This is a genomic window from Vibrio sp. 1401 (assembly GCF_033340295.1).
On sequence record NZ_JAWOWF010000003.1, the window covers coordinates 1 to 20,722 of the forward strand.

Genomic DNA, 20,722 nt, shown 5'->3' on the forward strand with positions numbered 1-20,722 from the left:
CACAAGCGTTCGCTCTCTGAAACAGCCATGTATCGCGTGAAGCAGTTGCTAGGTGGGAGGTTAAGCCTGAGAAACTACAATTCTCAGGTTGGCGAAACCTACGCCATGATTAAAGCGCTGAACAAGCTTACAGGGCTTGGTATGCCTGAAACTCAGTATATTGTTTAATAATTATTCAATTTCGGACGACTTGGTTTTCTGTCCGAATTACGCAACAAAGCCTCGCTACCAGCTAAAGCTTGCAGAATCTCTTCATCCTTTTGTTTTGGATCCGACAAAATACGACGACGAAATTCTAAATCATCCATTCTTTTGTCCTCTCTTGGTATCTTGAGAATCCAACATCTCTTTAAGTTGATTACGAGCGCGAAATAGTCGAGTCATCACTGTGTTTTTATTTAAATCAAGAATGTCGCCAATTTCTTCTCCACTGAAACCACCAACAACCTGGAGAAATAAAGGCTCACGGTATTCAACATCGAGCTTCATGAACTGTGCCTGCAGCCATTCTTGCTGATGATGTGAGTCATCGCTGACTTTAGCGTCATTGCCGTAATCATCGATATCAACTAAATCAAATTGTTTACGTTCGAAGCGGCGCGCATTTTCTCGTCTCAATATTGTGATGAGCCAAGACTTGGCAGCTTTTTCGTCTTGGAGGCTATCGAGTGACTTCCAAGCTCTAAGACAGGTTTCCTGAACTAGATCTTCCGCGACCGCTTTATCTTTGCACAACCAATATGCGTAGCGGTACAAGTCACGATGATACCCTCGGACGAGCGCTTCGTATTTTCTTTGCTTGTCCATATCAGAGTTGACCGGACTGTTGGAATTTTTCTTTCCAAACATTTTTAATATGGCCACAGGAGCCTCCATCCTCGCTCTGTGAGTTTCTTATTTGTTCTGAGCATGACTTTACTTGCTTCATCGCTTAGCGGTTTTGGTTGCAGGATTTGTCATGCAACCCCTTTGACACAATAAGCCATGTGGTTACCTAAAAGTGTATACGCAAATGTCAGATATCATCGAACACGAATTGATATATATTGTTAACAATATCATCATTAGTAATCAATGGCTTGGATAAGTTCACTCGATGGAGCATTAAAAGGGACTTCTGATGGTGGATTCTTGAATTGTTTTGAATCAATAATCGCTTTAGGTGAGCTTAAAACTCGTAAAATCACTATAAAATTGATCTATTTCAAAATATCAAGCAGTGAAGGGGTTATAGTACACCTTGTCATCTCGTTAGTCATTGCGACTAACATGTTGAGCAAGATGACACTTCCTTTTGAAGGCTGACTTTACTTTCTCCTAATCAGGAAACTGATTACTTTTCAATTGGCGTAAGTTAATTGTTTTATAGATATTCCGACCACACAGTTATGTGTGGTTTTTTTTTGCTTCGATTTTACTTTCCGTATACCTCTTACCGTTTTAACTCTCTATAGTTAACCATTAGTAATCGCATAAGAATCAAAGAAGTAGAGTAATTGAACTACTTGCTTCACGTTTATTTAAACGCACGTTTGATAAATTTAACAAATTCATTACAATGCATCAGGTCAGACCTCTTGTATTTAAGGAGAAACAATGGGCAAGCAGGAAGTAAAAACACGCAATGGTGAGCGTGTCGCTATTGTCGCGGGGCTTCGAACTCCCTTTGCTCGTCAAAGCACGGAATTTAGCCAAGTGCCAGCGGTCGATTTAGGGAAAATGGTAGTAAGCGAAATGCTTGCTCGAACAGATATTGATCCGAAGCTAATCGAACAAGTGGTATTTGGACAAGTAGTACAAATGCCTGAAGCGCCAAACATCGCACGAGAAATCGTGTTAGGCACTGGTATGAACATCCATACTGATGCTTACAGTGTGACTCGAGCGTGTGCGACGAGTTTTCAAGCGGCGGTTAATGTCGCAGAAAGCATCATGGCGGGAACCATCGATATTGGTATTGCTGGCGGTGCAGACTCTTCTTCCGTCCTGCCTATTGGCGTATCAAAGAGATTGGCTGCTAATCTGCTTGCTCTTAGTAAGACAAAAACAATGGGTCAGAAGCTTAGTATCCTCAAAAACTTGAGCTTTAAAGACCTGATGCCAGTGCCACCAGCAGTAGCAGAGTACTCTACGGGTTTATCCATGGGACAAACTGCAGAGCAAATGGCTAAAACACATGGTATTTCTCGCGCAGAACAGGATGCGCTTGCACATCGTTCTCATACGCTGGCTTCTCAAGCTTGGAAAGAAGGAAAAATCCAAGATGAAGTGATGACGGCTTTCCCTGAACCATACAAAAAGTGGATTTCGGAAGACAACAATATCCGTCATGACTCAACGGTTGAGGGATACGCGAAATTGCGACCTGCGTTTGATCGTCAGTATGGCAGTGTTACGGCTGCGAACAGTACGCCATTGACTGATGGTGGTGCGGCAGTGATGTTGATGCGAGAAGGTAAAGCGAAAGAGCTCGGAATGGAGATTCTTGGTTACATCCGAGGTTATGCATTCTCTGCTATCGGCGTGGAAAAGGACATGCTGATGGGGCCGACTTATGCCACAGCGAAAGTGCTTGAAAATACAGGCTTGGAACTGTCAGACCTGACGTTGATCGACATGCACGAGGCCTTTGCTGCTCAAGCATTGGCGAATGTGAAGATGTTTGCTTCCGATAAGTTTGCTCAAGAAAACCTTGGTCGCTCAAAAGCGATTGGTGAAATTGACATGGATAAGTTCAACGTGCTTGGCGGATCAATTGCTTATGGTCACCCATTTGCTGCGACTGGTGCGCGTATGATGACGCAAACCCTACGAGAACTAAAACGCCGTGGCGGTGGTATTGCATTGAATACCGCATGTGCTGCTGGTGGTCTTGGTGCGGCAATGATTCTGGAGGTTGAGTAATGAGCGAGCAAAAAGCATTTAGTCTAAAGGTTGATGAGCAAAATATTGCTTGGTTAGCAATTGATGTTCCTAATGAAAAAATGAATACGCTGCAGGCGGCTTTTGCTGACGAAATGAAAGAAATTTTTGCTCAGCTAAAAGACTCCAGTGGTATTAAAGGGATGATCATCCACTCCCTAAAACCGGACAATTTTGTTGCGGGCGCAGATGTTCGAATGCTAGAAGCATGCACCACAGCAAGTGAAGCGGAAGACTTAGCAAGGCAAGGTCAGGATTTATTCCAGCAGCTATCGGACTTACCGTATCCTGTCGTTGCGGCTATTCATGGCCCATGTTTGGGCGGTGGTTTAGAACTGGCTCTTGCATGTGATTACCGTGTTTGTACGGATTCTGACAAAACGCGTTTAGGTCTGCCAGAAGTACAACTTGGTTTATTGCCAGGTTCTGGTGGTACTCAGCGTCTGCCACGTTTGATTGGCCTGTTACCGTCGTTGGACTTGATCCTGACGGGTAAACAACTTCGTGCGAAGAAAGCTAAAAAATTGGGCGTTGTGGACGCCTGTGTGCCTGACACCATTTTGCTCGACGTAGCAAAACAGTTTATCGACAAAGGTAAAAACAAGGGCACGAAAAAGCTATCGACGAAAGAAAAGGTGATGTCTGGTAGCGGGCTAGGGCGCAAGTTTGTATTTGAGCAAGCTGCGAAGAAAACGAATCAAAAAACTCGCGGTAACTATCCAGCAACGGTTGCAATTCTAGAAGTTATTCAACATGGCTTAGAGAAAGGCTTCGCTAAAGGTCAAGAGCTTGAAGCGAAGCGCTTCGGTGAGCTTGTGATGAGCTCAGAGTCAAAAGCGCTCCGTTCGATCTTCTTTGCCACAACAGAAATGAAGAAAGAAAATGGCACGGATGCGAAACCAGCACCAGTTCATAAAGTTGGTGTGCTTGGTGGTGGTCTGATGGGCGCCGGAATCAGCCATGTGTCTGTTGCAAAAGCAAAAGTACCTGTTCGCATCAAAGACGTTAGCAACGATGGCGTTTTAAACGCGCTCAACTACAACTACAAGTTATTTGAGAAACAGCGCAAACGTCGCATTCTATCCAAGGCCGATCTGCAAGCGAAAATGCTGCAACTGTCTGGTGGTGTCGATTTTACCAGTTTTAATCATATTGATGTCGTAATTGAAGCCGTTTTTGAAGACTTAGATCTTAAGCAAAAAATGGTGGCGGACATTGAAGCGAACGCTAAGACAGAAACTATCTTTGCGACCAATACTTCTTCGTTGCCTATCCACAAAATTGCAGAAAAAGCGGAGCGTCCAGAAAACGTAGTGGGTTTACATTACTTCAGCCCGGTAGAAAAAATGCCGTTGGTGGAAGTGATTCCGCATGAAACGACGTCAGATGAAACCGTTTCAACAGTTGTTGCACTTGCTAAGAAGCAAGGTAAAACCCCGATCGTAGTGAAAGACAAAGCGGGCTTTTACGTGAACCGCATTCTTGCTCCATACATGAACGAAGCGGCGCATATTTTGTTGGCTAACGAACCGATCGAAAAGATTGATACGGCGTTGCTTGATTTTGGTTTCCCTGTTGGCCCGATTACCTTGTTGGATGAAGTTGGTGTCGACATTGGCGCGAAAATTATGCCGATCCTGGTTAATGAGTTAGGTGACCGATTCAAAGGGCCGGATGTGTTTGATATCTTGTTAAATGATGGACGTAAAGGACGCAAGAGTGGTAAGGGGTTTTACACTTACAAGGGCAAGAAGAAAGATGTCGACAAATCGGTTTACAAACTGCTTAAGCTCGACCCTGAATCTAAGCTAAGCGATAACGATATTGCGTTGCGCTGTGTGCTGCCAATGCTGAATGAAGCGGTACGTTGTTTGGATGATGGTATCATTCGCTCGCCACGTGACGGTGATATTGGCGCGATATTTGGTATTGGTTTCCCACCGTTCTTGGGTGGTCCGTTCCGTTACATGGACCAATTTGGCATTAAAGAGCTCGTAGAGAAAATGAATGAGTTTGCATCGAAGTATGGCGATCGTTACGCGCCATGTGATGGTTTGCTTACTCGAGCTGGTGAAGGGACAACGTTCTATTAAACGTTGCTGCGGTAGAGAAAAAGGCTTGCCAGTGGCAAGCCTTTTTCATAAAGAAGAAATGGTTACTTCTTCTTGTCTTTCTTATCTTTATTGTGGCCTTTACCTGGGTTGTCGTCCCCGTGAACGCTGCTGTTACCTTTTTTGTCTTTATCATTCCACTGCTTTGAAGAGCAATCATCTGATTTGATGGATACATTGTCTCCGCTAAGGCGCAAACAGTCGTCACTTAATTCGAAGCCATCGCCTTTGACTGAGATTTCAGCGTGAGCAGATGCCAATGGCAGTATAAGAGCCACAAGTAAAAGTGCTTTTTTCATGATTACCTCATTAAGTTATTTTTAGTGCGGTAATTAGAGCATAAGCCGCAATGGCGTAATTTCAATTTTCTGCCAATTATGGTGCCGATTCAATCTATGAGACCGACAACCTCATGGGTTTGTAGGTTCATTCTAGTAATCGACAATTTTATTTCTGCGCAACTAGATCACCCCAAGCCGCAATCTTTTGGCCGAAGTTGGAACTCTTCAATCGATCCTATTTCTTGTCCTAGATGGATGCGCGGAGCCTCCGAATGCGCTTGACCTTGAGAGTGCATGATCAAACGATTTGCAGTACGAGGTTTCAATTCGTTCACAACGAAGCGAATCATGTCTGCGCGCGTCAGCTTCTTCAACTCCGCCAGTACCTTGTCACGTTGGTTAAACTCAGTGTCTTTGTTTCCTATCGCAACCCAAAGACGTTGAGCCCGACCTCGAAGTGTGGTGTCCGGCGTTGCTATTTGGTTCCACAAGCCGCGCTTACTGCTGTGCCATTGGTAATCGTTTAACTCTAACAGCACCATATAAAAGGCATTTAAAAACTCATCGATTGAGGTAACCAGCTCGGCAGGTGCTGCATTAGGTGACTGCACATACAGTACAATACCAGGGTGACGATTTAGCGGCATATTGCCAGTGCCTACCATGTAACCTAATTGCTGCTTGGTACGGATTTCGTGGAAAAACGTTGCCGACATAAGGTGATTGGCCAATGAGTATAGCGCGATACTGCGAGGCTCAATATCCTCGCACTGGTGGTAAATAACGACCGCGGAATCTTGCTGATTACAATGCACCTCACGTTGAAAACTGCCATTTTTACCTAGCATAATGAGCGGACGAAGTGCTTCTTCATAACGTTGCTCGTTAACTCTTAGAGCATCTTTTAAAGTCGTTGCCATGTCATGGGCTTGCTGGCGTTGCCAGTCTCCGTAAACAAACATTTCAACGTGCAGTTCTGCAAGAATGGATTCTACGAATACCGAGAGTTCATCGACTTCGATTTCTTCTAGCGCTTCGACTAAGGTTGCGAAAGGCGGGTTATTGGGTTGAAGTAACCCAGTAAGTGCGTTAAACAGCTGCGAAATAGGGCGATCTTGTGAAGCATTTCTCCAGTTTCGTAACAGTTGTTGTTTGATGGTTTCAAAGCGAGCAGGGCTGAAATCTCGAGAAGCAAAACGGTGCAGAATCATTTCTAGCAACTGAGGCAGCTTTTGACTGAACCCTGAGAGGGTTAAGGTCACGCCACCTTGGTGAGCGTACATGTTGTAACCCATCCCTGCGATTTCTGCTTGATAGGTTTCTTTTGCTAGCGAATCGAGGAACATCTCTACACATAAGCGCGTTTTGACGATGTTCTTTGGTGATGCAACGGCATGAGAGCTGTCGATAGCGACATAAACGACACCTTTAGGCACGCGAAATTCGTCATCTTGCAAATGCCACAGCCGAAACCCTTCGAGATCCTCAATCAACTCTGGCAGTGAATCACCATTTTCGAGTGGCATGGGGTCGAGATCGTAGCAAATATAAGGGTTCTTTTCCGGTAAGACGAATTGCCAGCTTGGGTCGATTTTTTGATAGAAACGACGTTGGTCTTCACTAAAAGGTGTGACGGAGTACGGGGTAAAGTACCATTCGGCAGTACGGTTGTATTCCAGGCCTTTAGCAATCAAAGTGACGCGTACATTATCGATGGTTAAGTATCGCAGCAATGAACGCTGTAACTCCTCATCGTAGCCCGCCATTTTGTAGTCACCATAAACCGTGTCTTCCGGTTGATAGTGCTGCATGTTGATCACCAGATGGCTGACGAGATCCATTGGGCGCGATGGCTCTTGGAAGCGGAAAGCCGATTCTAATACCGCTTGTTTTTCGAGATAGCGCCATTCATCTAACCCGTCTTGTTTGATCATCGAGAGGTATTGAAAAACCGCTTGAACGATATCATCAACATGATCTAAGCCGTTTGGCGTCAGGGTGCAGCTTACGGTAAAGTCTCGGTAGTTACTGCCACTCGCGCCGCCGCCCGCTGAGAGAGAGGTAATCCAGCCTTTTTCTTTGAGTTGAAGCATCAAACTGCCTTCTCCTTCATAACCCAACAGGTGAGCAAAGTAGGAGAGTGGCTTCACGCTATAATGCGCATCCATTCCCGGCATGGGGAATGTGAGAATCAGTTTACGGAACTCTTTGAGCGGCTCGACTTGAACCAAAATGCCCGTGCTTTCCTCAGTGCCTATCGGTACATCAATCGATTTTCCACGAAGGTGGTGATTTGGGATGTCAGCAAACATGGTTTCTACCCAAGCTTGCTGTTCATCGAGCGACTGTGGCCCAAATAGAGTCAGTGTCATCAAATCGGCGGAATACTGAGAGTGGTGAAACTCCACAATTTCGTCGCGGATGGATTTACCATCTCGGTCGCCAAGAGTATCTAAGTTTCCGACAGAGAATTTTGAAAACGGGTGCTCTGGATTGATGACTTCTTTGTTAACTTGATACAGGCGACGAGAATCATCATTGAGTTTGAGCTTGTATTCGGAGTCGACAGCCTGGCGTTCTTTGTCTAATGCTTCTTCGTTAAACAAAGGTGCGGTAAAAAATTGGCTAAATCGATCTAAGGCACTTTCAAAGGCATTTGGAGCAATATTGAAAAAGAAACAAGTGTGCTCTGTACCAGTCCAAGCGTTGTTTGTTCCACCGTGTTGGCTAATATAGCTTTGAAACTCGCCCACTTTAGGGTATTTTTCCGTACCCAAAAAAAGCATGTGTTCTAAATAGTGTGCCAGACCTTGGCGATCGTTTGGGTCGTCGAAGTGTCCAACGTTCACTGCCAGAGCAGCTGCCGACTGTTGAGCTGTATCGGAATGAATCAGCAGTACACGCAGTTCATTGCTCAAGGTAATGTAGCGGTATTGATTTGAATCGTTAGGACTTAGATGCACGATGCGTCTCCAGATTTCGCATTACAGTAATTTAGGCTCCCCTCGCGGGGGGCGCAAAGTTTGCGTTTCGACAAATACTGCTTGCCGTATTTTTGTTATTCGTAGACTTCTGCACAGGCCCATCGCGTTTGCGTATGGGGAAGAACTGTTTGAGTGAATGCTCTGAACTCATTGCACAGTTAAATAGTGTGATGAACTGAGTACATTCTTTTAATAGATTGTTAAGAAAGTCGCTATCTTTAACAAGCGAATTGGTATAATGAACAGATAATTATATCAGTATTTTTGTTTCGTCATTGTTAAAGTTAGCCCCGTCTATCTAATAAAGATAGCAGTCAACCTTTTGGTAGCGTTAGCTATCCCTAGGAAATAACATGAAAATATTCATCATGCGTCACGGTGAAGCCGAGCATTTTGCAGATTCAGACGCAGCACGACAATTGACCCCAAGAGGCAGAGTCGAATCAGAAGCGGTTGCGAGAGCCTGTAAAGAACAGGGTTTTGCGCAATTCGATAAAGTGTTGGTGAGTCCGTACATTAGAGCTCAACAAACTTGGCAAGAGATCAGTGCGTATTTCTCTGCAAAAAGCATTGAAACTTGTGAAGATATTACACCTTATGGCCAGTCCGAGCATGTCTTCGATTTCGCAAGTGCGTTAATCGAAGTCGAACAATTGGACTCGCTTTTGTTCGTATCGCATTTGCCTTTGGTCGGTTATCTGACTTCAGAGTTTGTAAAAGACATGACACCTCCGATGTTTCCTACATCAGGCCTAGTGTGCATTGAATATGATTTACAAACACAAAATGGTGAAGTGCTATGGCATATTACGCCATAAGTGTCTAAACCAAAATAAGCGTTTGCAAATTAGAGACAGAATAAGAAAGGCAGGAGATCCCTGCCTTTTCGTTTCATCGTGTCTACGGTAAGCCTGTTACTTTTCAGGAATTGAAAGCAACACTAACAACGCACCATCACCACCAAATTCTAGTGGCGCTTGGTGAAAAGCCATAACGTCAGGATGCTGTGCTAACCAAAGTGGGGCTTTCTGTTTCAGGATGTGTTTCCCAATACCATGTTGCACACACGCACAATGAATCTCGTTTTTGATGCAATAGGCTATCATCGCACCAAGCTCGCGTTTTGCTTCTTGCTGTGTCATGCCGTGCATATCGAGGAACACGTCCGGTACATACACGCCACGACGTAGACGTTTGACTTCATAAGTGGAGACGTCGTCACGTGCATAACGAGTTGGACCTTCATCGTTTAATAGAGGGACAAACTCATCTGAAAAGTAAAATTCAGAGTCACTCGCTTCACGGTTGGAGCGCTTGATTTCTTTTTGCTTAGTATTTTTTTTTGGTTGCTGGATTATGGTATCCTGTCGCAACTTTTTTACGCCCTGTACTGCTTCCTGAAACAAGGCGAAATCGTCATCGTTCTCGGTGTCTTTTTTGCTCATTAGGTAAACAATTTCATTAATAAACTTTATTGGCAGTATTGTAGCGCTTTTCGGAGGCAATTTTGGATAAGATTTTTGTAGAAGAAGCGGTATCGGAACTGCATACCCTTCAAGATATGATTCGTTGGACGGTAAGCCGCTTTAATGCAGCGAACCTGTTTTACGGTCATGGTACTGATAATGCGTGGGATGAAGCTGTTCAGCTTATCCTGCCAACCTTATACTTGCCGATTGATGTGCCTCCGCACGTATTGAACTCTCGCCTAACGACAAGCGAGCGTCTGCGTATTGTTGAGCGCGTAGTAAAACGCATCAACGAGCGTACGCCAACAGCATACCTAACAAACAAAGCATGGTTCTGCGGTCTTGAGTTCTTCGTTGATGAGCGTGTACTTGTGCCACGCTCTCCTATCGGCGAATTGATTCAAGCGGAATTCCAACCTTGGTTGGTGGAAGAACCTACGCGCATCATGGACCTATGTACGGGTTCTGGTTGTATTGCGATTGCTTGTGCGCACGCTTTCCCTGAAGCAGAAGTGGATGCGATCGACATCTCTACAGATGCTCTACAAGTGGCTGAGCAAAACGTACAAGATCACGGTATGGAGCAGCAAGTGTTCCCAATTCGCTCTGATTTGTTCCGTGATCTTCCAAAAGAGAAATACAATCTAATCGTGTCCAACCCACCATATGTGGATGAAGAAGACATGAACAGCCTGCCAGATGAGTTCACGCATGAGCCTGAGCTTGGGCTAGCTGCGGGTACGGATGGTCTAAAACTAGTGCGTCGTATTCTTGCTAACGCGCCAGATTATCTAACAGATAACGGCATTCTTATTTGTGAAGTCGGCAACTCAATGATTCATATGATGGAACAGTACCCAGAGATTCCATTTACTTGGATTGAGTTCGAGAACGGCGGTCATGGCGTGTTTATGCTAACGCGTGACCAGCTGGTTGAGTGTGCAGAAGAGTTTAAACTGTACAAAGACTAATAGAGTCTTGCACTAAACATCAAAACACCGAGCTTTATGCTCGGTGTTTTTTTATGCATACCTCGCCGATATTAACTCTTTACATCAAAACGTAATAAAGCCACTATGAATCCACGAAGAATTGGAAAGCAGCTATGCTCTGTTTTGAGAGAGCGTGGCGATAAAAACTTGAGGAAGTAATGGCAGGAAACAGTATCGGACAACATTTCCGAGTGACGACATTCGGGGAAAGTCACGGTATCGCACTGGGATGTATCGTAGACGGATGTCCTCCGGGGTTGGAAATTACAGAAGCAGATCTACAAATCGATCTCGACCGCCGTCGTCCAGGCACATCACGTTACACCACACAACGTCGTGAACCGGATGAAGTTAAAATTCTTTCTGGCGTTTTTGAAGGCAAAACCACGGGCACATCGATCGGTTTGCTAATTGAAAACACCGATCAGCGCTCAAAAGACTACTCTGACATCAAAGATAAGTTCAGACCGGGTCATGCTGATTACACTTACCACCAAAAATATGGCATCCGCGACTATCGCGGTGGCGGCCGTTCTTCAGCTCGTGAAACCGCAATGCGTGTGGCTGCTGGTGCAATCGCGAAGAAATACTTAAAAGATGAGTTTGGTGTTGAGATTCGTGCTTACTTGTCACAAATGGGTGATGTATCTATCGACAAGGTAGATTGGAACGAAATCGAGAACAATGCATTCTTCTGCCCTGATGCTGACAAAGTAGAAGCATTTGACCAACTTATCCGTGACCTGAAAAAAGAAGGCGACTCTATTGGCGCAAAAATCCAGGTTGTGGCAACTAACGTGCCTGTTGGTCTTGGGGAACCCGTATTTGACCGTTTGGATGCAGACATCGCGCACGCACTAATGAGCATCAACGCGGTGAAAGGCGTGGAAATCGGAGACGGTTTCGAGGTGGTAACCCAAAAAGGCAGTCAGCACCGTGATACGCTTGCTCCTGAAGGTTTTGGTAGTAATCATGCGGGTGGCATTCTTGGTGGTATCTCGACTGGTCAAGACATTGTCGCAAACATTGCGCTTAAGCCAACATCAAGTATCACTGTGCCGGGTGAGACCATCACAAAAGAAGGTGAACCAACTCAGTTGATCACCAAAGGTCGTCATGACCCATGTGTGGGTATTCGTGCTGTGCCTATCGCAGAAGCGATGCTGGCTATTGTGGTGATGGATCATTTACTACGCCACCGTGGTCAAAACCATGGCGTAACAACTGAAACACCGAAGATTTAAGAGCTTTGTGTCATTCCAGCGAGCTATAGCGAGACTAGGAATCTAATTTCAGCACGATGAAAAGAGAAAGAAACATCTCTGACAACAGAGTGCTCGGATAATAGATCCTGAATCATGCTCCTTCGTCGCTGTTCAGGATGACTGAATATAAAATTATGCCACTCACTGAATCGCGGGTGGCACAATTTTATCAGGCAACCTTTTTTGTTTAAGTAGTTTTTGCTTAATGAATCGAGCCTTCGGTTTCCAAATGGAAAGAAGGCAGACGCCACTTAAAGCGTACCGCAGCCATACGCAACATGTAACCAGTAACCAGTGTAATAATAGTGGCAGTGACATCGGGAACATTGAATTCTAATAGCGCTAAGTACATTCCTGATGCGATAAGAGCGACAGAAGCGTAAAGCTCTTCATGCAGTACCAATGGTGTTTGGCGACAGATTAAGTCGCGAAGTAGCCCACCGAATACACCAGTTACTAACGCTGAAACCATACAAATACCAGGGTGCAAGCCCATGCCCATCGCAATTTTTGTTCCGATGATACTAAACACGATTAAACCTAATGCATCGAGGCGAATGAACAGACCTTTCAGCTTAATCACCCATTTCGCTAAACCTGTTGTTAGCACACCTGCAACACACGTAATTGCAAGGAACTCTGGGTTTTTTACCCAACCAAGAGGGTAGTGGCCTAATAGAATGTCACGTACGGTGCCACCACCAATGGCCGTTGCGCTGGCCACCAACATAACACCAAACCAGTCCATCTTTCTTCTACCAGCACTTAACGCACCTGTCATGGCTTCAGCCGTGATACCAATGATATACAACACACTTAGCAACATAGGGAAACACTCAACGTAAAAAGTCACTACGTTCTACGAGAATCAGCGTAGGCGAAGTAACAACACTTACAAACGGTTCTATCTCTCTTAAAAAGTGATTAAAACCAGCAACATGCTTGTAATCAAACGGCTTAAAAATAGCGGTTTGAACGGCATCAAAATAAGGCGAGAGTGTAGTGGTAAATAAGTACGCTGACGAATGAGAAATTGTATGGAGAAAGCGATGTTCAGATAAATTCAACTAATAACCAAAAATGTGGGGTTGCCTTTACCTCATAGCTAAAAACAGCGACAATATGCAGCGCATGTCAAACTGAAGTACAAACTCGACGATGACCCACGAATACCAAGACTTAATCACCATTTTTAATGACACCTTTTTAGAACAATTTAATACGAAATTAGAGTTAGGTGGTGATGAGCCTATTTATCTTCCTGCTGATGATGAACACCCTCATCATCGGATTATTTTTGCTCGGGGTTTTTACGCCTCTGCTTTACACGAGATCTCGCATTGGTGTGTGGCTGGTCCAGAGCGTCGTTTGCTGGAAGATTTTGGTTATTGGTATGAACCTGATGGGCGAACAGCAGAAGTTCAAGCGGAGTTTGAGAAAGTTGAAGTGCGACCTCAAGCTTATGAATGGATTCTGGCACAAAGCGCTGGCTTCCCTTTTACGGTGAGTTGTGACAATCTACACGGCGATTTTGAACCAGATAGGCTCGGCTTTATGAAAAAAGTGCATAAAGAAGTGCTAGGTATTTTGGACGTTGGCTTGCCTTTGCGAGTGAAAATGCTTTCTGATGCCCTGCGCGCATTTTATCAAACTAAGCCACTGGAAGCGTCGGACTTTTGCGTTAAATAACCACTAATAACCTCAGAGATACACCATGATTATTGAATTTGAAGAAAAACTACTGGAACTGATTGATGCTCGAATTGAAACGGCATCTGACGATGAATTGTTTGCTGGTGGTTATTTACGTGGTCACATCTCTTTATCCGCGGCGTCTTGTGAAGAAGAAGGGATTAGCGATATTGCTGAGCTGAAGTCACGCATTGAGAGCAGCTTAGAAGATTCGCGTACCGAGTTAAGCCCGGCCGATCGCGTGATTGTCAGTGATTTGTGGCAAGAGCTCCAGGCTCAGGCTTAATCCCTAAGCAGCGTTCTCCCTTTATTTAATCCTAGTCATTTACTACTTCGAAAAATTCGAACCTCTCAATAAAATTTTTGTGGTTGTAGCGAAACTGTTCAACTTTTATTCTGATCAGCATAAAACGTGAACAAAGGATTACAACCATGAAAATTGTCGCATTTGGTGCATCTACCAGCTCTACCTCAATCAACAAACTACTTGCTACATACGCAGCAAATCAAGTCGAAGGCGCTCAAGTGAATGTTCTAGACTTAAACGATTATCAAGCGCCAATGTTTAGCGAGGACAAAGAGAAAGAAATAGGTCAAGCTGAAGGGGCTGTCGCGTTTTTACGTGACTTGGCGGAGGCTGACGCTCTCGTTGTTTCCTTCGCAGAGCACAACGGTTCGTACCCAGCGGCCTATAAAAACTTGTTCGATTGGGCGACGCGCATTGAGCGTAATGTATTTCAAAACAAACCTGTCGTTTATTTAGCAACTTCCCCAGGTCCCGGTGGTGCACAAAGTGTTCTTGCGGCGGCGACAGGTTCTGCTCAATTTTTTGGCGCGGATGTAAAGGCATCGTTATCTGTGCCGAGCTTCTACGAAAATTTTGACGTGGAATCGGGTAAGGTTGTAAACCCAGAAGTGGCAGAGCAAGTGAAACAGGCAGTTGCACTGCTGAAGTAATCTCAGTACGAGCAACTTAGTGAGTTAGCGATTCCCGACACGTATCTGTGTCGGGAATTAAAACGAGAGAATACTCTTACAGCTCGGTAATGGCTTTGCCTTTTCTTAGTTTACGAACCCACATTCGACTTGGGTGAAGTTCGGTCAATACATCAACCGGTAATGGCAGCGGGTCCCCACAGATCTGGGAGGCCAACACTTCAGCTAATAATGGTGCAGAGCTCAGTCCACGAGATCCTAAACCTAAGAAGCAGAATAGGTTAGGGTACTGATGAATGGTTTCTACCTCTTCTGCTTTTTGATTTTGTAAGTTGGCGTATTGCGTTTTGATCGTCTCAAAGTCACCCACATTCCCGACAAATGGTAAGTGATCTCGGCTAACACAACGAATACCTTGGCGAGATTGATTATCAGTGATATCTACCTCTTTTGCCCATGTTTGATTCGGTACACATTTCACTAGCTTTTCCGCATTATCTTTTTGGGCGTTTTCATCAAATTCGTAGTCAAGGTGACTGCGGTCGTAGCTTGCACCGATACACAAGTGTTGATTACTTGGGTTAACAGGTGTCATGTAACCGTCGTAACACAACACCGTTTTCAGCTGACTCAGCGTTTCTGTTGCTGGCGCATGACTGACTTGTCCTTTCACTTGTCCCATTGGTAGGGAAGCGGTTTGACTCAATGTCTGGAACTCATGGCCGTTCGCAATTACAACCGTTGAGTGCTCAAATGTTTGACCACTCGCCGTTAGTAGCCAGAACTGACGCTTTTCATCCCAATCTAATGCCTCAACATGGTGTTCAAACTTCGTTGAGAGTAACGACGTCTTCTCCAATTGTTTAATTAACCCGCGAGTTAACTCGGCAGGGCACAGCCACCCTCCCATTGGGTAGTGCACAGACGCCATATCAATAGGTAACCCGATAGTGTTCGCAGTCTCCTCGGCGGACAGCTTGTGAATGAGCTCTGGAGTGAAGTTACCCGCAAGCATTTTCTCCAGTTTGTCTGTGGATTTGTCATCCCACATCAACTGAGTTACGCCACACCAGTCATGATCAAAATCGATCTCTTGTGCTGCTTGTTCAACAAACTGACGTGCGAACAAAAATGCAGGAGCAAACACTCGTGAAACACCCGTGTGCGGGCCATTAAGCAGTGGATAAACGGCTCCTTGTCGATTGCCTGAAGCTCCTTTGGCTGGTTGTTTGTCTTTACAGTAAAGGGTGACGTTTTGGCCACGACGAACTAACGTTTTCGCTAACGCCGCGCTAGCTATACCACCACCAATGATGGCAATCGAATCAAGATTGCTAGATGCTGAGCGATTGAACCAAGGGAGATGGTTCGACTGCTTTTCACGTTGCTCCATAGAGCCGGCGATCATTTCTCGCTTAGTGCCGAAACCTTTCACCTTTTTCATTGTAAAGCCAGCTTCGTTCAAACCACGACGTACAAAGCCTGCTGCGGTAAACGTGGCAACTGTACAATCTTGCTTGGCTAGCTTTGCCATGTTGTTGAACAGGCCTTGGTTCCACATTTCTGGGTTTTTGCTTGGCGCGAATCCATCTAAGAACCAAGCATCAATCAAACCTTGTTCGTTGTATGGAACTTGCGGCATGCAGTCTTTAATGTCACCAAACCAAAGGTCGAGTGTGATTGCGCCGTCTTCTAAAACAATGCGATGACACTCCGGCACAGCGGCAGGGTAGTGCTTTTGTAACTTTTCCGCGTACTCAGCTAGCTCAGGCCAAGCTTCATGCGCCTTCTTTAAATCGGCTTTGCTTAATGGGTATTTTTCAAAGCTAATAAAATGCAGCTCTTTCAATGTTGCGTCCGGATGCTGACGACGAAACTCACTAAACCACTGGCATACTGCTAAGAAGTTTAATCCCGTGCCAAATCCTGTTTCACCAATGACAAAACGTCTTTGGTCAAATTCCTGCCATCTTTCTGGGAGATGATTTTGTTTTAAGAAAACGTAGCGTGTCTCTTCAAGACCGTTTACGTTAGAGAAGTAAACATCATCAAATTGGTCTGAAACCGGAGTACCAGCTTCGTTCCAACCAAGTTCTGCGTTTTTTATTGAAGTCATAATGGTGCAAATTTGTGATTTGGCGCGGTAAGAATGGGGCGATTGTACGAATTTATGGGAAAGCTGACCACTTTTGTTGACTATCTTAGTTATCATCTAGCGGATTTTTGAATTATAGGAATGTCATAATGAAACGAGTCGTAATCACCGGTATGGGTATTGTTTCAAGTATCGGTAACAACGTCGAAGAAGTTCTAGCGTCTCTTAAAGCGGGCAAATCTGGCATCACTGCATCTGAGCAGTTCAAAGAACACGGTCTTCGTTCGCAAGTATGGGGTGACCTAAAAATCAACCCGGCGGAACACATCGACCGTAAGCAGATGCGCTTTATGGGTGATGCGGCTGCTTATGCATACCTATCAATGGAGCAGGCAATCGCAGACGCTGGTCTTACAGAAGAGCAGGTTTCAAACGATCGTACCGGTATCGTTGCAGGTTCTGGCGGTGCTTCTGCATACAATCAAACGGTAGCGACAGACACGATGCGCGCCAAAGGCGTAAAGCGAGTTGGTCCTTACATGGTTCCTCGTACTATGTCTTCTACTGTTTCTGCTTGTCTTGCTACGCCATTTAAGATTCGTGGCGTGAACTACTCAATGAGCTCTGCATGTGCAACATCTGCACACTGTATCGGCCATGCTATGGAGCTTATTCAACTAGGCAAACAAGATATTGTTTTTGCTGGTGGCGGCGAAGAGCTAGATTGGTCTCAAACTATGATGTTTGATGCGATGGGCGCACTGTCAACCAAATACAATGACACGCCAGACAAAGCATCTCGTACATACGATGCAGACCGTGACGGTTTTATTATCTCGGGCGGCGGCGGCATGCTGGTTATTGAAGAACTAGAGCACGCACTGGCACGTGGTGCGAAAATCTACGGTGAAATCGTAGGTTACGGTGCGACATCAGATGGCTACGACATGGTAGCGCCATCAGGTGAAGGCGCAATTCGTTGTATGAAGATGGCGATGCAAGACGTTGATGGTGTGGATTACATCAACACGCACGGCACATCGACACCAGTTGGTGACGTGAAAGAGCTTGGTGCTATCCAACAATTGTTTGGTGAGAACAGCCCTGCAATCTCTGCAACAAAAGCAATGACTGGCCACGCACTCGGCGCAGCGGGCGTGCACGAAGCAATTTACTCAACACTTATGCTAGACAAAAACTTCATTGCTCCAAGCATCAATATTTCAAACTTGGACGAAGCAGCACAAGGTCTGGACATCGTGACAGAAGCACGTGATGCAGAGCTAACGACCGTAATGTCAAACAGCTTTGGCTTTGGCGGCACAAACGCAACTTTGGTTATTAAAAAGTACCAAGGTTAACTGAATTTGTTGGCGCCTTGCGAGAGTACTGTAAACGCCAACAATCCAGTTTCCAGAGCTTGATCAGTCACACTGATCGAACAGACGCAGACTCTATCCCATGGAGAGCGGGATAGGATCCTTTTGTTCTGGAACTTTGCCCGGCTATTTAGCCGGGCTTTTTCTTTTCTCTGTTTCTGCTTTTCTCTAGGCTTCCCGTCAATCGATTCTATAGGAGTTACCTCCTTGAGGTTTATTGGTGTTATATCTTGAGATTTTTCGGGAAAAGGGCACAATCGCTTTAGTTTCGCATCTTGCGAATAAACGAACTCTTACAAATGGATGTTAGAACGCTGGCGTTATGAAAATTATTGTTGATGAAAATATGCCGTATGCTGAAGAGCTATTCAGCCAACTCGGTAACGTAATTCTAAAACCAGGTCGTACACTGACCGCCGATGATTTAGTGGATGTTGATGCCCTAATGATTCGCTCAGTCACCAAAGTGAATGCTGACCTGATCAGCAAAGCAAACAAGCTGAAGTTTGTTGGTACGGCCACGGCAGGCATGGATCATGTTGACCAAGCACTTTTAAAAGAGAAAGGTATTTTCTTCACTGCGGCGCCAGGGTGTAACAAAGTGGGTGTGGCGGAATACGCGTTCAGCGTGATGATGGTGCTCGCTCAGCAACAAGGTTTCTCGGTATTTGACAAGACAGTAGGTATTATTGGTGCAGGCCAAGTAGGTAGCTACCTAGAGAAATGTTTGAAAGGCATGGGTATGAAAGTTCTCATCAATGACCCATTCAAACAAGAGGCTGGTGATCCTCGTAGCTTTACTCCGTTGACAGAACTGATTGAAAGCTCAGACATCATTACACTACATACGCCAATCACCAAAGATGGCCCATACCCAACGCATCATTTGATTGATGAGAAGGTATTAAATGGTCTCCGCAGCGATCAAATTTTGATTAACGCGGCTCGAGGTCCCATCGTTGACAACGCTGCTTTGAAGCAACGTCTTTTGAAAAACGATGGCTTTACAGCGGCACTTGACGTATTTGAATTTGAACCAGAGGTTGATATGGGGCTTCTGCCTCTGCTAGCATTCGCAACCCCTCACGTTGCAGGCTATGGTCTGGAAGGGAAAGCTCGCGGTACGACGATGATTTTCAACAGCTATTGTGAGTTCTTAAATAACGAATTACGTGCGCATGCCAGCGATTTACTGCCAACCGCGCCTGTTCCTACTATGGTATTGGACAGAGCTTGGGACGAAGCAACACTGCATAACATCACGCAGTTAATCTATGATGTGCGTAGAGATGACGCCCTTTTCCGCCGTGAAATCAGTAAGCCAGGTGCTTTTGACCTGATGCGTAAAAACTACTGGGATCGCCGTGAATACAGCGCTGTCACGCTAGTGGGTAACAAAACATGTAACCTTGCTCCATTAGCAGAACTAGGTTTTCAGATTGAGGTAAGTCAATGAGCCAGCAATATAATGTTGCCATTTTAGGTGCGACCGGTGCGGTCGGTGAAACAATTTTGGATGTGCTTCAAGAGCGCAAATTCCCAGTAGGCGAAATCTTCCTACTCGCGAGTGAGCGCAGCGAAGGCAAGACTTACCGCTTCAATGGTAAAACGGTACGCGTTCAAAACGTAGAAGAGTTCGATTGGTCTCAAGCGCATATCGCACTGTTTTCTGCTGGTGGTGAGCTATCAGCCAAGTGGGCTCCAATTGCCGCTGATGAGGGCGTGATTGTTATCGACAATACATCACACTTCCGTTACGAGTACGACATTCCTCTTGTTGTGCCAGAAGTAAACCCAGAAGCGATTGCAGAGTTTCGTAACCGTAACATCATCGCGAACCCGAACTGTTCAACCATCCAAATGCTGGTGGCACTAAAACCAATTCACGATGCGGTGGGCATTGAGCGTATTAACGTATCAACTTACCAATCGGTGTCTGGTGCAGGCAAAGCGGGTATCGATGAGCTAGCAGGTCAAACGGCGAAGCTGCTAAACGGTCTGCCCGCAGACAAGAAGCAATTCTCTCAACAGATCGCGTTTAACTGTATTCCACAAATCGATCAGATGATGGAAAACGGCTACACCAAAGAAGAAATGAAAATGGTGTGGGAAACACAGAAGATCTTTAACGATCCATCAATCGCAGTCAATCCAACGTGTGTACGTGTTCCTGTATTCTACGGTCACGCAGAAGCACTTCACATTGAGACTCGTTCACCTATCGATGCACAAGAAGTCGTTAACTTGCTTGAACAAACTGATGGTATCGAAGTGTTCCACGGTGAAGACTTCCCTACACAAGTTCGCGATGCGGGCGGTAAGGACCATGTAATGGTTGGTCGTATCCGTAACGATATCAGCCATCATAGCGGCGTAAACCTGTGGGTTGTTGCTGATAACGTGCGTAAAGGCGCGGCAACTAACGCGGTGCAAATCGCAGAAGTTCTGATCCGCGATTACTACTAAGTCGCTTACAGTTCATTTCAAAGCCTCGCACAGTGCGAGGCTTTTTTGTACGAACGAAACAAAATAGTGTGAGATTAGTACGAATATGGCGAGAGCCACACATTTTTTATTCTCAACGCTATAGTTTTGC

Annotated in this window: 17 protein-coding genes and 2 pseudogenes; 12 read left to right on the plus strand and 7 right to left on the minus strand. The window is 45.3% G+C overall.

What is annotated here, in order from left to right; genetic code table 11:
- Positions 1–168 (plus strand): annotated as a pseudogene (locus tag R7Z77_RS02290) (IS5/IS1182 family transposase); the annotation flags it as partial.
- A gap of 50 nt (positions 169–218) precedes the next feature.
- Here the strand turns inward: R7Z77_RS02290 and R7Z77_RS02295 are convergent.
- Together R7Z77_RS02295 and R7Z77_RS02300 are read right to left on the minus strand one after the other, a co-directional pair.
- Positions 219–308, minus strand: a pseudogene (locus R7Z77_RS02295) (DUF3379 family protein); the annotation flags it as partial.
- On the minus strand, positions 301–876 hold the full coding sequence (locus tag R7Z77_RS02300) for a sigma-70 family RNA polymerase sigma factor (RefSeq protein ID WP_318136591.1): 576 nt from the start codon (positions 874–876) through the stop codon (positions 301–303). The gene R7Z77_RS02300 and the pseudogene R7Z77_RS02295, both read right to left, overlap by 8 nt.
- Before the next feature lie 720 nt (positions 877–1,596).
- Here R7Z77_RS02300 and fadI point away from each other — a divergent pair.
- Positions 1,597–2,904, plus strand: a complete 1,308-nt coding sequence (gene fadI / locus R7Z77_RS02305; RefSeq protein ID WP_213913642.1) for an acetyl-CoA C-acyltransferase FadI — start codon at positions 1,597–1,599, stop codon at positions 2,902–2,904.
- Positions 2,904–5,015: a fatty acid oxidation complex subunit alpha FadJ gene (gene fadJ, locus R7Z77_RS02310; protein ID WP_005380532.1), complete on the plus strand. Its 2,112-nt coding sequence runs from the start codon at positions 2,904–2,906 to the stop codon at positions 5,013–5,015. Before fadI ends, fadJ begins: the two co-directional genes overlap by 1 nt.
- A 62-nt stretch (positions 5,016–5,077) precedes the next feature.
- On the opposite strand, the gene R7Z77_RS02315 is transcribed toward fadJ, so the two are convergent.
- Positions 5,078–5,332, minus strand: a complete 255-nt coding sequence (locus R7Z77_RS02315) for a CG2 omega domain protein (RefSeq protein ID WP_213968039.1) — start codon at positions 5,330–5,332, stop codon at positions 5,078–5,080.
- Positions 5,333–5,499: 167 nt separating this feature from the next.
- Positions 5,500–8,277, minus strand: coding sequence for an insulinase family protein (locus R7Z77_RS02320; RefSeq protein WP_318136592.1), 2,778 nt, complete (start codon positions 8,275–8,277; stop codon positions 5,500–5,502).
- Between the two features lie 374 nt (positions 8,278–8,651).
- On the opposite strand from R7Z77_RS02320, the gene sixA reads away from it, so the two are divergent.
- Positions 8,652–9,116, plus strand: a complete 465-nt coding sequence (sixA, locus tag R7Z77_RS02325; RefSeq protein WP_005380537.1) for a phosphohistidine phosphatase SixA — start codon at positions 8,652–8,654, stop codon at positions 9,114–9,116.
- A 96-nt stretch (positions 9,117–9,212) separates the two neighbouring features.
- Here the strand turns inward: sixA and smrB are convergent, their stop codons facing one another.
- The gene (gene smrB / locus R7Z77_RS02330; RefSeq protein ID WP_005380539.1) at positions 9,213–9,743 is read right to left on the minus strand and encodes an endonuclease SmrB; all 531 of its coding nucleotides are present in this window, start codon (positions 9,741–9,743) and stop codon (positions 9,213–9,215) included.
- A gap of 62 nt (positions 9,744–9,805) precedes the next feature.
- On the opposite strand from smrB, the gene prmB reads away from it, so the two are divergent.
- Positions 9,806–10,738, plus strand: a complete 933-nt coding sequence (gene prmB, locus R7Z77_RS02335) for a 50S ribosomal protein L3 N(5)-glutamine methyltransferase (protein WP_005380541.1) — start codon at positions 9,806–9,808, stop codon at positions 10,736–10,738.
- A gap of 179 nt (positions 10,739–10,917) precedes the next feature.
- On the plus strand, positions 10,918–12,003 hold the full coding sequence (gene aroC, locus R7Z77_RS02340) for a chorismate synthase (RefSeq protein WP_053349555.1): 1,086 nt from the start codon (positions 10,918–10,920) through the stop codon (positions 12,001–12,003).
- A 223-nt stretch (positions 12,004–12,226) separates the two neighbouring features.
- On the opposite strand, the gene R7Z77_RS02345 is transcribed toward aroC, so the two are convergent.
- A complete protein-coding gene (locus R7Z77_RS02345; RefSeq protein WP_005380544.1) occupies positions 12,227–12,850 on the minus strand; it encodes a trimeric intracellular cation channel family protein in 624 nt (207 codons plus the stop codon).
- A gap of 332 nt (positions 12,851–13,182) precedes the next feature.
- Here R7Z77_RS02345 and R7Z77_RS02350 point away from each other — a divergent pair, with 332 nt between their 5' ends.
- The 3 genes from R7Z77_RS02350 (at position 13,183) to R7Z77_RS02360 (ending at position 14,673) form a co-directional block, all read left to right on the plus strand.
- Positions 13,183–13,713, plus strand: a complete 531-nt coding sequence (locus R7Z77_RS02350; RefSeq protein WP_005380546.1) for an elongation factor P hydroxylase — start codon at positions 13,183–13,185, stop codon at positions 13,711–13,713.
- A 25-nt stretch (positions 13,714–13,738) separates the two neighbouring features.
- A complete protein-coding gene (locus tag R7Z77_RS02355; protein WP_033907374.1) occupies positions 13,739–14,002 on the plus strand; it encodes a YfcL family protein in 264 nt (87 codons plus the stop codon).
- A 146-nt stretch (positions 14,003–14,148) separates the two neighbouring features.
- Positions 14,149–14,673: an NADPH-dependent FMN reductase gene (locus R7Z77_RS02360; RefSeq protein ID WP_005380552.1), complete on the plus strand. Its 525-nt coding sequence runs from the start codon at positions 14,149–14,151 to the stop codon at positions 14,671–14,673.
- Positions 14,674–14,749: 76 nt separating this feature from the next.
- Here R7Z77_RS02360 and mnmC read toward each other — a convergent pair whose 3' ends face one another.
- Positions 14,750–16,768 (minus strand): bifunctional tRNA (5-methylaminomethyl-2-thiouridine)(34)-methyltransferase MnmD/FAD-dependent 5-carboxymethylaminomethyl-2-thiouridine(34) oxidoreductase MnmC, encoded by a 2,019-nt coding sequence (mnmC, locus tag R7Z77_RS02365; protein ID WP_064354220.1) that lies wholly within the window; start codon positions 16,766–16,768, stop codon positions 14,750–14,752.
- Between the two features lie 128 nt (positions 16,769–16,896).
- Between mnmC and fabB the strand changes: the two genes are divergently transcribed.
- From fabB to R7Z77_RS02380, 3 genes are all read left to right on the plus strand, one after another.
- The gene (gene fabB / locus R7Z77_RS02370) at positions 16,897–18,108 is read left to right on the plus strand and encodes a beta-ketoacyl-ACP synthase I (protein ID WP_064354219.1); all 1,212 of its coding nucleotides are present in this window, start codon (positions 16,897–16,899) and stop codon (positions 18,106–18,108) included.
- Positions 18,109–18,448: 340 nt separating this feature from the next.
- A complete protein-coding gene (locus R7Z77_RS02375) occupies positions 18,449–19,582 on the plus strand; it encodes a 4-phosphoerythronate dehydrogenase (protein WP_017635930.1) in 1,134 nt (377 codons plus the stop codon).
- Positions 19,579–20,592 carry an aspartate-semialdehyde dehydrogenase gene (locus tag R7Z77_RS02380; protein WP_017635929.1) on the plus strand — a complete coding sequence of 338 codons (1,014 nt, stop codon included), beginning with the start codon at positions 19,579–19,581 and terminating at the stop codon, positions 20,590–20,592. The genes R7Z77_RS02375 and R7Z77_RS02380 overlap by 4 nt, the downstream gene beginning before the upstream one ends.
- The last annotated feature ends 130 nt before the right edge of the window (positions 20,593–20,722 follow it).

Coding starts and splice junctions, on each gene's coding strand:
- R7Z77_RS02300 (WP_318136591.1), bottom strand. CDS start 876: ATGGAGGCTCCTGTGGCCATATTAAAAATGTTTGGAAAGAAAAATTCC.
- fadI (WP_213913642.1), top strand. CDS start 1,597: ATGGGCAAGCAGGAAGTAAAAACACGCAATGGTGAGCGTGTCGCTATT.
- fadJ (WP_005380532.1), top strand. CDS start 2,904: ATGAGCGAGCAAAAAGCATTTAGTCTAAAGGTTGATGAGCAAAATATT.
- R7Z77_RS02315 (WP_213968039.1), bottom strand. CDS start 5,332: ATGAAAAAAGCACTTTTACTTGTGGCTCTTATACTGCCATTGGCATCT.
- sixA (WP_005380537.1), top strand. CDS start 8,652: ATGAAAATATTCATCATGCGTCACGGTGAAGCCGAGCATTTTGCAGAT.
- smrB (WP_005380539.1), bottom strand. CDS start 9,743: ATGAGCAAAAAAGACACCGAGAACGATGACGATTTCGCCTTGTTTCAG.
- aroC (WP_053349555.1), top strand. CDS start 10,918: ATGGCAGGAAACAGTATCGGACAACATTTCCGAGTGACGACATTCGGG.
- R7Z77_RS02345 (WP_005380544.1), bottom strand. CDS start 12,850: ATGTTGCTAAGTGTGTTGTATATCATTGGTATCACGGCTGAAGCCATG.
- R7Z77_RS02350 (WP_005380546.1), top strand. CDS start 13,183: ATGACCCACGAATACCAAGACTTAATCACCATTTTTAATGACACCTTT.
- R7Z77_RS02355 (WP_033907374.1), top strand. CDS start 13,739: ATGATTATTGAATTTGAAGAAAAACTACTGGAACTGATTGATGCTCGA.
- R7Z77_RS02360 (WP_005380552.1), top strand. CDS start 14,149: ATGAAAATTGTCGCATTTGGTGCATCTACCAGCTCTACCTCAATCAAC.
- mnmC (WP_064354220.1), bottom strand. CDS start 16,768: ATGACTTCAATAAAAAACGCAGAACTTGGTTGGAACGAAGCTGGTACT.
- fabB (WP_064354219.1), top strand. CDS start 16,897: ATGAAACGAGTCGTAATCACCGGTATGGGTATTGTTTCAAGTATCGGT.
- R7Z77_RS02375 (WP_017635930.1), top strand. CDS start 18,449: ATGAAAATTATTGTTGATGAAAATATGCCGTATGCTGAAGAGCTATTC.
- R7Z77_RS02380 (WP_017635929.1), top strand. CDS start 19,579: ATGAGCCAGCAATATAATGTTGCCATTTTAGGTGCGACCGGTGCGGTC.